Source organism: Aquabacterium sp., assembly GCF_016195855.1.
Lineage (GTDB): Bacteria > Pseudomonadota > Gammaproteobacteria > Burkholderiales > Burkholderiaceae_C > Aquabacterium.
This window is the reverse complement of the sequence record NZ_JACPYU010000012.1, coordinates 41,851-54,185: the sequence shown is the minus strand read 5'-3', so window position 1 is coordinate 54,185 and position 12,335 is coordinate 41,851. Positions and strand designations below refer to the sequence as shown.

Sequence of the window (12,335 nt, the reverse complement as noted above, 5' to 3'; positions counted from 1 at the left end):
TGCTTTGTCAGTTCGCGGCACACGAGGCTGCGCGGTCCTCGTGGGCATCGTCATCTTCGTCGATGGCGGGCGCCGCGTCCGGCAGGCGGTCGTGGTGCAGGCTGAGTTCGTCGAAGAAATGGGTCACGGCCTGGATCTGGCTGTCGATGCTGTCCAGGGTGTTCATGTGGGCACGGAAGTCCTCCCCACCGGGCAGGGCGCGCACCGCCCAGCCGATGTGTTTGCGTGCCGTGCGCACGCCGGCGAATTCGCCGTACAAACCGTAGTGTTCATGCAGGTGCTCCACCAGCCACTGCCTGACCTGCAAGGTCAGGGGCCGGGCACGGTGCGTGCCAGTGGCCAGGTAGTGGGCGATGTCACCAAAGATCCAGGGGCGGCCTTGTGCGGCGCGGCCCACCATGATGGCGTCGGCGCCCGTGAGCTTGAGCACCAGCTCGGCCTTCTCGGGTGAGGTGATGTCGCCATTGGCCACCACCGGCACACGCACGGCAGCCTTCACCGCCGCAATCGTCTCGTACTCGGCCTGGCCCTTGTAGCCCTGCTCGCGCGTGCGGCCGTGCACCGTCAGCATGGCCACGCCGGCGCTCTCGGCGGCGCGGGCAATGCGCACGGCGTTCTTGTTGAGCTGGCTCCAGCCCGTGCGCATCTTCAGGGTCACGGGCACATTGCGCGGCGCACAGGCGGCCACCACGGCTTCGACGATCTCCAGCGCGAGGGCCTCGTCCTGCATCAACGCCGAGCCAGCCCACTTGTTGCACACCTTCTTGGCGGGGCAACCCATGTTGATGTCGATGATCTGCGCGCCGCGGTCGATGTTGTAGGCAGCGGCCTCGGCCATCATGGCCGCATCCGTGCCGGCGATCTGCACCGAGATCGGCGCGGTTTCACCCTCGTGGTTGGCGCGGCGCGAGGTCTTCAGGCTGTGCCACAGGTCCTTGCGCGAGGTCACCATCTCGCTGACCGCATAACCCGCGCCCAGGCGCTTGCACAACATGCGGAAGGGGCGGTCCGTCACCCCGGCCATCGGCGCCACGAACAGGCGGTTGGGCAGCTTGATCGAGCCGACCATCAGCGTGCTGGCGGGAGGAGTAGGGGTGGACATCAGGATGAGGCGAGCAAAGGTTTGCCGGAAAAGCGGATGGGCTCTTTTGACCGAAGAAGACAGGAAAGCCCTGACCGACCAACCGTGTGGAATGGGCTCAGGGCTGCTTAAAAAGGAGGCAGAGTATAGCTGTCCGGGTGAACCCTGTGCACCCCCTTTGATCAAATTTTGATCTGCGGATTTGGCCCGTGCGATACGTCACAAATGGACGTTGTGTACCGCCCTGATCCCCGCATGGTGCGAAGCGTGTTGCATAGAATGTGCAACTGTTGCAGTCATTCTGCAATGTTGTACGGCCAAAGCCGCCCCTCTCAGGGACGGTTTTTTTTCCTCCATCGGACCCTATGAAAACATCCTTCTTCCAGATGAACGCTCGCGCTGTGGTGTGCGCTGTGGCTTGCGGCGTGATCCCGTTTGCCGCTTCGGCACAGACCTATACCTTCAAGATCGGCGCAGGTCGCATTGATCCTCGCGCGACCAGCAGTGATCTGGAGGGCTCCCTGCCCGCTGCCAACCCCCTTCGTGCCACCTATGGCCTCGGTGTTCCGACCGGCTTGCAGATGGAGGTGCAGCCCAAGTCCACCTTGCTGTTCAGCATCGAGCGGGCTTTCAACGATAACTGGAGCGCCGAACTGGTGCTGGGTGTACCTCCCAAGCACGATGTGAAGCTGCGCATCAACGATGCCTCCAAGCTGGCACCTGCCGGTTATGGCGCGCTGAGCAGCATCCCCACCGCCAGCTACGGCCTGTTTGCCACGACCAACAACCAGGTGGTGGCCACTGTCAAGGAAGTCGCGCCCACGGTGTTCTTCAACTACAAGTTCGGCGATGCATCCAGCGCCTTGCGTCCTTATGTGGGCGTGGGCGTGAACTACACCCACTTCGATGCCAAGGCCACGCAGACCGGCACCGACTTCTACACGGATGGCCCCGTCAAGATCGAGCTGACGGACTCCATCGGCTTTGCCTTCCAGACCGGTGTCAACTACAAGTTCGACAAGAACTGGCTGCTCAGCGCAGGTTGGTCGACGGCGGCAGTCAAGAACAACATGACCATCTCGACCAATACGAGCCGGCAGACAGCGTCTTACCGCTTTCACCCCTCCGTGTTCTCGCTGATGGTGGGCTACAGCTACTGATGCACCGGGCGCAAGCCCTGTCATCGCCAAGCCGGGCATGTCCCGGCTTTTTTGTGCGCGTGGGGTTTTCAAGGGATTGTCATGAAGCGCGGGCATGCTGCCGCGCAGCGTTGTAACCCCTTGTTGGAGAAGTCCCCATGCGTTTCGTCCTGAGCCCCGTGGCCGCCCGTCTGGCCAGTGTGTTTGTTCTGAGCTCGGCCATGGGTTCTGCCCATGCCGCTTTCGAGTTGATCGGTATCGGCTCATTGGGCGGCAGCAGCGACCTGTCGGGCCTGACGGGCACGCTGGAAAGCGGCGTGGCCGCCAACGTCCTGGGTGGCATGGGCTCCGGCCTGGCCTGGGCCGGGGGCAACACCTTCCTGGCCTTGCCCGACCGCGGCCCCAACGCCATGGCCTACGCCGGTGGCGCGGCGGTGGACAACACCACCTCCTACATCGCCCGCTTCAACACGGTCAGCATGAACGTGACGGCGACCCCGTCGGCCGTGCCGGCTGGCACCTTGCCTTACACCGTCACCCCAACACTGCAGAGCACCACCTTGCTGTGGAGCAGCACCCCCCTGAACTATGGCAGCACGGCTGGCCTGGCCAGTGGCGTGCCCACGCTCAATGCCAATGGCAAGTACTACTTCACCGGCCGCTCCGATGGCTTTGTGGCGGGCAGCTCCGGCAACCCGAACAATGCCCGCCTGGACCCCGAATCCATCCGCGTCTCCAAGGACGGCAAGAGCGTGTTCGTGTCCGATGAATACGGCCCTTACGTCTACCAGTTCGACCGCAGCACCGGTGAGCGCATCCGCTCGTTCACACTGCCGACCAACCTGGCTGTGACCAACCAGAGCGCCATCGGCAACAACGAGATCAGCGGCAACACCGTGGGCCGCGTCGCCAACAAGGGCATGGAAGGCCTGGCCATCAGCCCGGACGGCAACAAGCTCTACGGCATCATGCAGAGCGCGCTGCTGCAAGACGGCGGTGACACCTCGGCCGGCAAGACCAACCGCATCGTCGAAATCGACATCGCCACCGGCAACACCAAGGAATACGCGGTCAGCAACCAGATCGGCACCAAGGGCTACAACAACAGCGACATCGTGGCCATCAACGACCACACGCTGGCCTTCCTGCCGCGTGACGGCAAGGGCCTGGGCGATGGCTCCAGCGCCGTCATCAAGCAGATGTGGGCCATCGAGCTCAACGGCGCCACCGATGTGAGCGGGCTCAGCGGGGACGCCGCGCTGCAGGGGCAACTGCTGGCCAAGACGCAACTGGTGGACTTCGTGGCGATGCTCAAGGCAGCCGGTTTCACCGACACGCAGATCCCCGCCAAGCTTGAAGGCCTGACCTTCGGCGACGACCTGGTCGAAAGTGGCGTGACGTACCACACCATGCTGCTGGCCAATGACAACGACTTCGTGCCCGGCGTGGCCGGCGACAACAAGTTCTACATGTTCCGCTTCACCGACGCGGACCTGCTGGCCAAGGGCGTGAGTGGGGGGTTGCAGATGCAGGCCATCAATGCCGTACCCGAGCCCGAGAGCTATGTCTTGGCGCTGATGGGCCTGGGCTTGATCGGCCTGGTTCGCCGCCGCGCCTGACCCGGCCTTGTCTGCACGCGCGTGGCCAGGCCGCGCACGAGGGAGGCTGCAACCCCCGCACAATGCACACATGGAAGATGCATTGATGGCGGGGGTTTCCGCTTTGCTGCACTGGCTGGCTGTCCCGGAGGTCGGGCTGGGTGCGATATTCGTGATTGCCTTTGTTTCGGCGACCTTGTTGCCGATGGGCTCGGAGCCGGCTGTGTTTGGCCTGGTCAAACTCCAGCCGGAGTTGTTCTGGCCTGCCATCCTGGTGGCCACAGTGGGCAACACCCTGGGCGGAGGGCTGACCTGGTGGATGGGCTTGGGCGCCCGGCAGGCGGCCGATCGCGTTCGGCACGAGGCGGGCCATGAGCCTGATCTGCAACCCGGTCACGACAAACCGGCCAATCACCGCGCCCTGAAGTGGTTGCAACGCTACGGCGCGCCAGCGTGCCTGCTGTCCTGGCTGCCTGTCGTGGGTGACCCCCTGTGCGCGGTGGCGGGGTGGTTGCGCTTGCCGTTCTGGCCCTGCCTGTTTTACATGGGCATTGGCAAGTTTCTGCGCTACCTGAGCATGACGGCCGTGCTCATCCATGTGACCTGATTTCACGGTATGGGATGGGGTGTGGTCACATGAACATGGGATTGCATCTTGTAACCACTTCCGAGGTATCCATGTCAGATTTGACATGTTCGGACACTAGACTCGGTACAACTGCACACCAAAGGCGCAAGCCAACACAAAAAGTGCAGCCAGAGCGCTGTCCACAGAACCACGTCCAGGGAGGACTAATGCAGCGAGACAGGCCCCAACGGTCGCCGTTGGGGCCTGTTTTTTTTTGCGCTGTTTACTTGCGCACTTCGATGGCGGTGATGGTGAACTGGCCGCCCACCTTGTCCGCAGAAAAGCGGACCTTGTCGTGCACTTGCAAGGTCTTGAGCCAACTGGGGTTGGCCACCCGGAAGGCCATCTGCATGGCGGGGATGTCCAGGTTCTTGATTTCGCCGTGCTTGAGTGTGACCTTGCCGGCTTCCTGGTCGATCCGCATGACTTCACCATCGACCGGCTGGGCGGCGGCGGTCAACGCCACACCAAGTCCCAGCATCAGGCCAGCGAGGGGGCGGGCAAAGTTCAGTTTCACGTCATGCTCCTTCAAGGGATGAGCCCTTGTTGCTACCTTCAACGGGACAGCGGTGCGGCAGGTTGACCCTGGAGGCGAGGGCGCGAACGCAAGTGATCACTAACCCCCTCAAATGGTGGGTTTTCAATTCATTACAGTAGGTGAATCCTGCGAGTTCCCATACCATGCCCCAAACCTCATTTAATCAGGGCCTGCCCGGTTTTTCCGTGAAGGCTTCACACTTTATTCGGGAGCAAGCATGTCCAAAGCAATTTTCCGCACCTTGACCTCTGTGGCGCTGGCTACCAGTCTGGTTGCTGCCTCTTCGGTTGCCTCGGCCACCACCACCGCTGATGTGGCCTTTCTGCCGGCCCTGACCGATTCGTTCAGCTTCTTCGGTGTGACGATCAGCGCCTCGGGTTCGGGCACTTACGCGAACAACACCTTCAGCGCCGCGACCTCCGATCTGGCTGCCGGTGGCACCCAGCTGAACTGGGCTCCCACTGCCGCGCTGACCTTTACCATCGCCGGTAACGGTGCCATGACCTTTGACGGTCTGGTTTACAACAACACCACTTCGTCTGTGGTGGGTGACATCCACTTCGTCAATGGCACCACCACGTTCGACTTCAATGACGTCACCGTGTTCTCGGTGTCGCCCTTGACGCCTGCTTTCTCGACCTTGACCACGGGTGGCTCCGTGTCCGGCGCTTTCGCTTTGAGCAGCGCAGGTCTGGGCACCGTGACCAAGACCTTGGGCATCACCATCCCCATCCCGACCCAGAACGTGGGTACCTTGACCTTCACCGCCACGACGCCCGTGCCTGTTCCTGAGCCCACCACCTGGGCGCTGGTCTTCACCGGCCTGATTGGCCTGGGCGTGTCCGGCGTCACTCGTCGCCGTCGTCAGGGTTGATTCGACTCGCGGCACCTGTCTCGCTGACAGGGCTGCCAGCCACACGTGGGGCCTCGGCTCCGCGTGTGGCTTTTTTCTTGTGCCTTTCGATGGCTCTTAAAATGCCTGTCCCGTCCATCGCTCCGAGTTGTCCATGACCGCCCCTACCCACCTGCCGCAATCCGACTCCGTTGCCAGCATCGCCCCGCGTGACAAGGCCGAGATCCTGGCCCAGGCGCTGCCCTACATCCGCAAGTTCCACGGCAAGACCATCGTCATCAAGTACGGCGGCAACGCCATGACCGATCCGGAGCTGCAGGCCGACTTCGCCGAAGACGTGGTGCTGCTCAAGCTGGTGGGCCTCAACCCGGTGGTGGTGCACGGCGGTGGGCCGCAGATCGACGCCGCGCTCAACAAGATCGGCAAGAAGGGCCAGTTCATCCAGGGCATGCGCGTCACCGACGACGAAACCATGGAAGTGGTCGAGTGGGTGCTGGCCGGCGAAGTGCAGCAAGACATCGTGGGCCTGATCAATGCCGCAGGCGGCAAGGCCGTGGGCCTGACGGGGCGCGACGGCGGCATGATCCGCGCGCGCAAGCTCAAGCTGATCGATCTGGAGGACCCGACCAAGGAGCACGATGTGGGCTCGGTCGGCGAGATCGAGGCCATCGACCCCAGCGTCGTCAAGGCCCTGCAGGACGACCAGTTCATCCCGGTCATCAGCCCCATCGGTTTTGGCGAGCACAACGAGAGCTACAACATCAACGCCGATCTGGTCGCCTCCAAGCTGGCCGAGATCCTCAAGGCCGAGAAGCTCATGCTGCTGACCAACATCAAGGGTGTGCTGGACAAGGAAGGCAATCTGCTGACCGACCTGACCGCGCGCCGCATCGACGAGCTGGTGGCCGACGGCACGATCTCGGGTGGCATGCTGCCCAAGATTGCTGGCGCGCTGGATGCCGCCAAGAGTGGGGTCAACGCCGTGCACATCGTGGACGGCCGCGTGCCGCACGCCATGTTGCTGGAGATCCTGACCGAGCAGGCTTACGGCACGATGATCCGCAGTCATTAAGACTTAGGCCCCCCAGCTCGTCGCTTCGCGCCTTCGCAGCCCCCCAAGGGGGAGGCGCCGGCCTTGGGGCGGCCCGGCGGCCGGCCGTCCCCCCTGCTCGCCGCTAACGAATGCCGCGCCTCATGTCTTCGGGCTCCCCCATCTGGTTATTTGATCTGGATAACACCTTGCACGACGCCAGCCGTGCGGTGTTCTGGCGGCTCAATGGCTCGATGACCGATTACATCGAGCAGCAACTGGGCTTGCCGCGTGACGAGGCCGATCGCCTGCGTATCCATTACTGGCGACGTTATGGCGCCACCTTGCTGGGTCTGGAGCGCCACCATGGCATCCGGGCCGCGCACTTCCTGGCCCAGACCCACGTGCTGCCGGGGCTGGAGGCGCAGTTGCACATGCCAGCGGCTGATCGCGCCGCGCTGCGCAGCTTGCCGGGCCGCAAGTTCCTGCTGACCAATGCCCCTGCCGAGTATGCCAAGCGCGTGCTGACCGCGCTGGACCTGGCCTCGTGCTTCGAGGGGGTCATCGCCATCGAGGGCATGCGGGTCTTTGGTGACCTGCGCCCCAAGCCGGACGCCCGCATGCTGCGTATCGTGATGGCGCGCTACAAGCTGCCCGCTTCACGCTGCATCCTGGTTGAAGACACGGTGGCCAACCTCAAGAGCGCCCGCAAGGTGGGGCTGAGCACGGTCTGGATGCAACACTATTTGCGCCATAACCAACACGGCCCCGAAGTGGGCATTCGCTTGCATGGCAAGCCCGTTGGGGTGTGTGTCAGAATCAAAAAGCTCAGGGCACTGCACGCTTGGAGACCACATGGCACCACAGGGGCTCGATGATCCGGACAAGGACGCACCAGACGGTGCGCCTGCGGCCCCCGTGCGCAAGCGCCCCAAGCCGGGCGAGCGGCGCGTGCAGATCCTGCATGCACTGGCCACCATGCTGGAGCAACCCGATGCCGACCGCATCACCACGGCGGCCCTGGCAGCGCGCCTGTCGGTGAGCGAAGCTGCCTTGTACCGGCACTTTGCCAGCAAGGCGCAGATGTTCGAGGCGCTGATCGAGTTCATCGAGCAGTCCATCTTCACCCTGGCCAACCAGATTGCCGAGCGTGAGGCAGACCCGGCCGTGCAGATCCAGCGCATCCTGTCCATGGTGCTGCAATTTGCCGAGAAGAACCCCGGCATGACGCGGGTGATCGTGGGCGACGTGCTGGTGTTCGAGCATGAGCGCCTGTCGGCCCGCATGAACCAGTTCCTTGACCGGCTGGAGTCGCTGCTGCGGCAAAGCTACCGGGCTTTGGCGGACGCGCGTGGCTCGATGTCACCCACGGTGGACGCGCAGGTCGGCGCATCGCTGGCCACCAGCTTCTTGCTGGGGCGCTTGCAGCGCTTTGCACGCACCGGTTTCAAACGCCCACCCACCGAACACCTGGCGACCACGCTGCAGCATCTGCTCGTGGCCTGAAGCCCGCTCCGGGCCATCAGGCCCGATGCCCATCGGATCATGCGCAGGCCATCGCCGCGTCATGACGCTTTGTTCTGATGCGCTCCAAGCCTTTCAATCTGGAGCGTGTCATGTCGTCCTTCCAACCCGCCCTGCTGGCCGCCGTCCTGGCCGCATCGTCCCTGGCCGCGCAGGCCACGACCCTCAACCTCGCTGCCGATGCGCAGTGGCAGGCCTTTGGTGTCGACAACTTCTCGGCCATCTCCATGGGGACGGAGTGGATCGACAACGCCGACAGCAACGCGGCCGGGTTTGGTACGCCGCTGGATTTCAGCTTCACCATCGCCGCCGGCTTCGTGGGGCAGTTGACCGTGGTGGATGCCAGCATGGCCGGTGACACCTTCAACGTGTTCAGCAACGGCCACCTGCTGGGCGCCACCAGCAGCGTGCCGGTGCAGGTGTATGGCAGCGCCCCCGATGTGGGTTATGACTACGACGCCGCCTTGCTCAGCAACGCTTTCAGCCGCGGGGTCTTCACCCTGGGGGCGGGCACCTACAGCATCACCGGTGCACTGGCCCAGTCCCTGATGCTGGACGACGGCCAAGGTGGGCTCAGCCCGCTCAATGCCACGGCGGGCGCCGTCAAGCTCAGCGTGAGCGCCGTGCCCGAGCCTTCGTCGCTGGCCCTCGTGTTCGCGGCCCTGGGCGCGACCTGGCTGGTGTCGCGTCGCGGCGCTTCGCGCTGATCCACTTTGCTGCCCATCCGCTAACGGGAGACCCCAACATGATCATCCGCACCCTGTGCCTCAGCCTGGCGCTGGCCTTCTCTGGCGGCGTCTTTGCCCAGACCACGCCTCCTAAGGCGGCCTTCACCGTCAAGATCATCGGCTTCAACGATTACCACGGCAACCTGGAGTCCCCGGGCACCTTCGGGGTCAACACGCTGGTCCCCACGGCCAGCCGCCCTGCTGTGGGGGGTGCCGAGTACATGGCGGCCTACGTGGCCCGCATGAAGGCCGCCAACCCGTTGAATGTGGTGGTGGGCGCCGGCGACTACATCGGTGCCACGCCGCTGATCTCGGCCCTGTTCTTCGATGAGCCCGCAGTCGAAACGCTCAACAAGATCGGCGTGGAGTTCAACGCCGTCGGCAACCACGAGTTCGACAAGGGCAAGGATGAGCTCAAGCGCCTGCAAAACGGCGGATGCAAGGTCACGGCTGGCGTGCAGGAGCCCAACAGCTGCAAGGGCTTTGGCTCGGCCGTGCCCGGCAGCTTTGATGGTGCCAAATTCAAGTGGCTGTCGGCCAATGTGCTCGACACCGCCACCGGCAAGACCTTGCTGCCGGCCTATGGCATCAAGACCTTCAACGGTGTGAAGGTGGCCTTCATCGGCATGACGCTCAAAGGCACGCCCGGCATCGTGACGCCCACCGGCGTGGCCGGCCTGAGCTTTCAGGACGAAGCCGACACGGTCAATGCCCTGGTCCCCCGCCTGCGCGCCCAAGGCATCGAGGCCATCGTGGTGCTGGTGCACCAGGGTGGCTTCCAGAACGTCGTGACGGGCAGCACCAACCAGCCCACCACCAGCGACATCAATGGTTGCACGGGTGACCTGCTCAACACCAATGGCAGCGACTCCGACATCCGCGCCATCGTCAAGCGCCTGGACAACGCGGTGGACCTGGTCATCAGCGGCCACACGCACGCAGCCTACAACTGCTCGGCCAACACCATTGATGTGCGTGGCACGACGCTGGCCAATGCCGTGACGACGGTGCGCCCCACGGGCATGCCCAACAAGCTGGGCCGCCTGATCCCGGTGACCAGCTCCAGCGCCTTTGGCCGCGTGCTGACGGAAGTGGACGTGAGCATTGACCCGGGCACGCGTGACATCGTGGCCGTGAGCCCGCACAACGTGCTGGTGGACCGCACGGATGCGGCCATCACCGCCGCCATCACCGCCAACCCCGAGGTCAAGAACGTGGTGGCCGCCTACAAGGCCGCCGTGTCCCCGCTGGCCAATGCGGTCATCGCCACCATCACGGCACCGATGACCAACGCGGCCAACGCCGCCGGTGAAATGGAAGCAGGCGATCTGATCGCCGATGCCCAACTGGCGGCCACACAACCGGCCACGCTGGGTGGGGCCGTGATGGCCTTCATGAACGCAGGCGGTGTGCGCAACCCGGGCTTCGTCAACACAGCGGGGACCTACCCCTATGACCTGACCTACGGCGACGCCTTCACCACCCAGCCTTTTGGCAACAGCCTGGTGACGATGACGCTGACGGCCCAGCAACTCAAGGATGTGCTGGAGCAGCAGTTTGCCAACTGCAATGGCCAGGGCTCGGCCAACCGCATCATGCAGATCTCCAACGGGTTGAAGTACAGCTGGAACTCGGCAGGCACCTGCGGCACGCGCATCGTCGAGGTGACGTACACGCCCACGGATGTGACGGTGGCCCCGCCGGTGGTCACGGGCCCGACCGAGTTCATCGTGCAGGGCGGGGTGGTGCTCAACCCCAGCAAGACCTACCGCGTGACGGTCAACAACTTCATGGCCACGGGTGGTGATGGTTTTGGTGTCCTGGTGGGCGGCACCAACCCGCTGGGTGGCGCGCAGGACATCGATGCCCTGACGGCCTATCTGGCCAACTACAAGGCACCGAGCGCGGCCTACAACCCCGCCAGCGCCGTGCTGAGCAAGCCCCGGATCACGCGCCAGTGATGCGGCGTTGCTTGGGGCGGCCCGCATGGTGGGCCGCTGCGCTGGGTGTGGTGGCCTCGTGTGCCTTGGCGGCCACCCCGCCCGGTGCGGTACCTGTTGGGCAGCCGCAGGCCGTGTCAGTTGACCATGGTGACCATGAGCACGGGCACGGGCACGGGCACGATGCAGGCAGCTCCCCGCAGGCCCTGGCCGAGCGACGCCGTCTGCTGGACGAAGGCGAAAGCCGCTTGCGTGCCGGTGATGCCGATGGCGCACGGCAGGCTTTCGAGCAGGCGGCCTTGCAGGCGCACGAGGCCCACATCGAGCTGGGCATCCTGCGCGCGCAGATGCAGGCGGGCGACTATCGCCATGCCCTGGCCTTTGCCGCGCACACGGCCGGCGTGCACCTGGATGAGGTGCAGGGGCGTGTGTTCTACGCCTGGCTGCTGAAGCTGGGCGGGCAAGAGGCCATTGCCTTGCAGACGTTGGCGCAGGCCGAGGCCACGGCACCTGATCACCCGATGGTCAAGGCGGCACGCAGCCGCTTCCAGTCGGGCGAGTGTCTGGCTGATGGTGTGCTGCTGTCCATTCCTGCCAGGCTGGCGCCGTTCGCCACGGGGGCTGTCGTCGCGCCTGGTGCAAGGGTGGTGGCATCGGCCATCTTGCTGGCCGATGGACGGCATGCGCTGGCGCCGCAGGCCGCCGTGCCTGCATCTGGCGCCATCTGGTTGCGCAATGGTCTGGGACAGACGGTCGCAGCGGCACCTGATCCACAAGACACCGCACCCGGCCTGGGACTGGTGTTGCTGAAGCTGGTCGAGTCGTTACCGATACCCGGCGCGATGGCCGTGCCCCCGCACGATGCCTTCCCCGGCTCGCCCGCTTATGTCATCGACTACGCACCCGATCCGGCGGGTGAGGCCGCCTGGCCCTTGATGCGCCTGGGTTTTCTGGGGGCGCCCACCCTGGCGGGCTCGGCAGGCGCGCGTCGCCTGGGCATCGCGCCGCCGGGCGTGGGCCCGCGTGGTGGCCCGGTGTATGACCAGGGCGGGCGCCTGGTCGGGCTGGCGCTGCGCGGCATGGATGACGCCGACAGCCTGGTCCCGGTGGGCGCCTTGCGTGGCCGTTTTGGCGAACGCTTTGGCGCCGAGCGCAACACACCGCGCCCCGTGCCACTGGCCAACGACGAGCTGTACGAGCGTGCGATGAAGGCCAGCTTGCAGGTGCTCGTGGGCAGGCCATGAACACACCATGAGCAGGCCTTGGGCAAGGCTCT

General features: G+C 64.6%; 12 protein-coding genes. 10 read left to right on the top strand and 2 right to left on the bottom strand.

Annotated features, from left to right (window positions below):
* Positions 1-7 precede the first annotated feature (7 nt).
* The gene (gene dusB, locus HY019_RS10375; protein ID WP_290692026.1) at positions 8-1,072 is read right to left on the bottom strand and encodes a tRNA dihydrouridine synthase DusB; all 1,065 of its coding nucleotides are present in this window, start codon (positions 1,070-1,072) and stop codon (positions 8-10) included.
* Between the two features lie 374 nt (positions 1,073-1,446).
* Here dusB and HY019_RS10370 point away from each other — a divergent pair, with 374 nt between their 5' ends.
* The 3 genes from HY019_RS10370 (at position 1,447) to HY019_RS10360 (ending at position 4,425) form a co-directional block, all read left to right on the top strand.
* Positions 1,447-2,241: an OmpW family outer membrane protein gene (locus HY019_RS10370; protein WP_290691692.1), complete on the top strand. Its 795-nt coding sequence runs from the start codon at positions 1,447-1,449 to the stop codon at positions 2,239-2,241.
* Between the two features lie 137 nt (positions 2,242-2,378).
* Positions 2,379-3,839 carry an esterase-like activity of phytase family protein gene (locus tag HY019_RS10365; protein WP_290691690.1) on the top strand — a complete coding sequence of 487 codons (1,461 nt, stop codon included), beginning with the start codon at positions 2,379-2,381 and terminating at the stop codon, positions 3,837-3,839.
* A 70-nt stretch (positions 3,840-3,909) separates the two neighbouring features.
* The gene (locus HY019_RS10360; RefSeq protein ID WP_290691688.1) at positions 3,910-4,425 is read left to right on the top strand and encodes a YqaA family protein; all 516 of its coding nucleotides are present in this window, start codon (positions 3,910-3,912) and stop codon (positions 4,423-4,425) included.
* Positions 4,426-4,669: 244 nt separating this feature from the next.
* Here HY019_RS10360 and HY019_RS10355 read toward each other — a convergent pair whose 3' ends face one another.
* The gene (locus HY019_RS10355; protein ID WP_290691685.1) at positions 4,670-4,963 is read right to left on the bottom strand and encodes a copper-binding protein; all 294 of its coding nucleotides are present in this window, start codon (positions 4,961-4,963) and stop codon (positions 4,670-4,672) included.
* A 238-nt stretch (positions 4,964-5,201) separates the two neighbouring features.
* On the opposite strand from HY019_RS10355, the gene HY019_RS10350 reads away from it, so the two are divergent.
* From HY019_RS10350 to HY019_RS10320, 7 genes are all read left to right on the top strand, one after another.
* Entirely contained in the window at positions 5,202-5,858 is a 657-nt protein-coding gene (locus tag HY019_RS10350; protein WP_290691683.1) for a PEP-CTERM sorting domain-containing protein, read from the top strand.
* 133 nt (positions 5,859-5,991) lie between these two features.
* A complete protein-coding gene (gene argB, locus HY019_RS10345; RefSeq protein ID WP_290691681.1) occupies positions 5,992-6,909 on the top strand; it encodes an acetylglutamate kinase in 918 nt (305 codons plus the stop codon).
* Positions 6,910-7,031: 122 nt separating this feature from the next.
* Positions 7,032-7,745, top strand: a complete 714-nt coding sequence (locus HY019_RS10340; RefSeq protein WP_290691676.1) for a pyrimidine 5'-nucleotidase — start codon at positions 7,032-7,034, stop codon at positions 7,743-7,745.
* Positions 7,723-8,373 carry a nucleoid occlusion factor SlmA gene (gene slmA, locus HY019_RS10335; protein WP_290691673.1) on the top strand — a complete coding sequence of 217 codons (651 nt, stop codon included), beginning with the start codon at positions 7,723-7,725 and terminating at the stop codon, positions 8,371-8,373. Before HY019_RS10340 ends, slmA begins: the two co-directional genes overlap by 23 nt.
* Positions 8,374-8,483: 110 nt before the next feature.
* A complete protein-coding gene (locus HY019_RS10330; RefSeq protein WP_290691671.1) occupies positions 8,484-9,098 on the top strand; it encodes a PEP-CTERM sorting domain-containing protein in 615 nt (204 codons plus the stop codon).
* Positions 9,099-9,136: 38 nt separating this feature from the next.
* Positions 9,137-11,080, top strand: a complete 1,944-nt coding sequence (locus HY019_RS10325; protein ID WP_290691668.1) for a bifunctional metallophosphatase/5'-nucleotidase — start codon at positions 9,137-9,139, stop codon at positions 11,078-11,080.
* Positions 11,080-12,303 carry a hypothetical protein gene (locus HY019_RS10320; protein ID WP_290691666.1) on the top strand — a complete coding sequence of 408 codons (1,224 nt, stop codon included), beginning with the start codon at positions 11,080-11,082 and terminating at the stop codon, positions 12,301-12,303. The genes HY019_RS10325 and HY019_RS10320 overlap by 1 nt, the downstream gene beginning before the upstream one ends.
* The last annotated feature ends 32 nt before the right edge of the window (positions 12,304-12,335 follow it).

Coding starts and splice junctions, on each gene's coding strand:
- HY019_RS10320 (WP_290691666.1), top strand. CDS start 11,080: ATGCGGCGTTGCTTGGGGCGGCCCGCATGGTGGGCCGCTGCGCTGGGT.
- slmA (WP_290691673.1), top strand. CDS start 7,723: ATGGCACCACAGGGGCTCGATGATCCGGACAAGGACGCACCAGACGGT.
- HY019_RS10340 (WP_290691676.1), top strand. CDS start 7,032: ATGTCTTCGGGCTCCCCCATCTGGTTATTTGATCTGGATAACACCTTG.
- HY019_RS10325 (WP_290691668.1), top strand. CDS start 9,137: ATGATCATCCGCACCCTGTGCCTCAGCCTGGCGCTGGCCTTCTCTGGC.
- HY019_RS10330 (WP_290691671.1), top strand. CDS start 8,484: ATGTCGTCCTTCCAACCCGCCCTGCTGGCCGCCGTCCTGGCCGCATCG.
- argB (WP_290691681.1), top strand. CDS start 5,992: ATGACCGCCCCTACCCACCTGCCGCAATCCGACTCCGTTGCCAGCATC.
- HY019_RS10370 (WP_290691692.1), top strand. CDS start 1,447: ATGAAAACATCCTTCTTCCAGATGAACGCTCGCGCTGTGGTGTGCGCT.
- HY019_RS10350 (WP_290691683.1), top strand. CDS start 5,202: ATGTCCAAAGCAATTTTCCGCACCTTGACCTCTGTGGCGCTGGCTACC.
- HY019_RS10365 (WP_290691690.1), top strand. CDS start 2,379: ATGCGTTTCGTCCTGAGCCCCGTGGCCGCCCGTCTGGCCAGTGTGTTT.
- HY019_RS10360 (WP_290691688.1), top strand. CDS start 3,910: ATGGAAGATGCATTGATGGCGGGGGTTTCCGCTTTGCTGCACTGGCTG.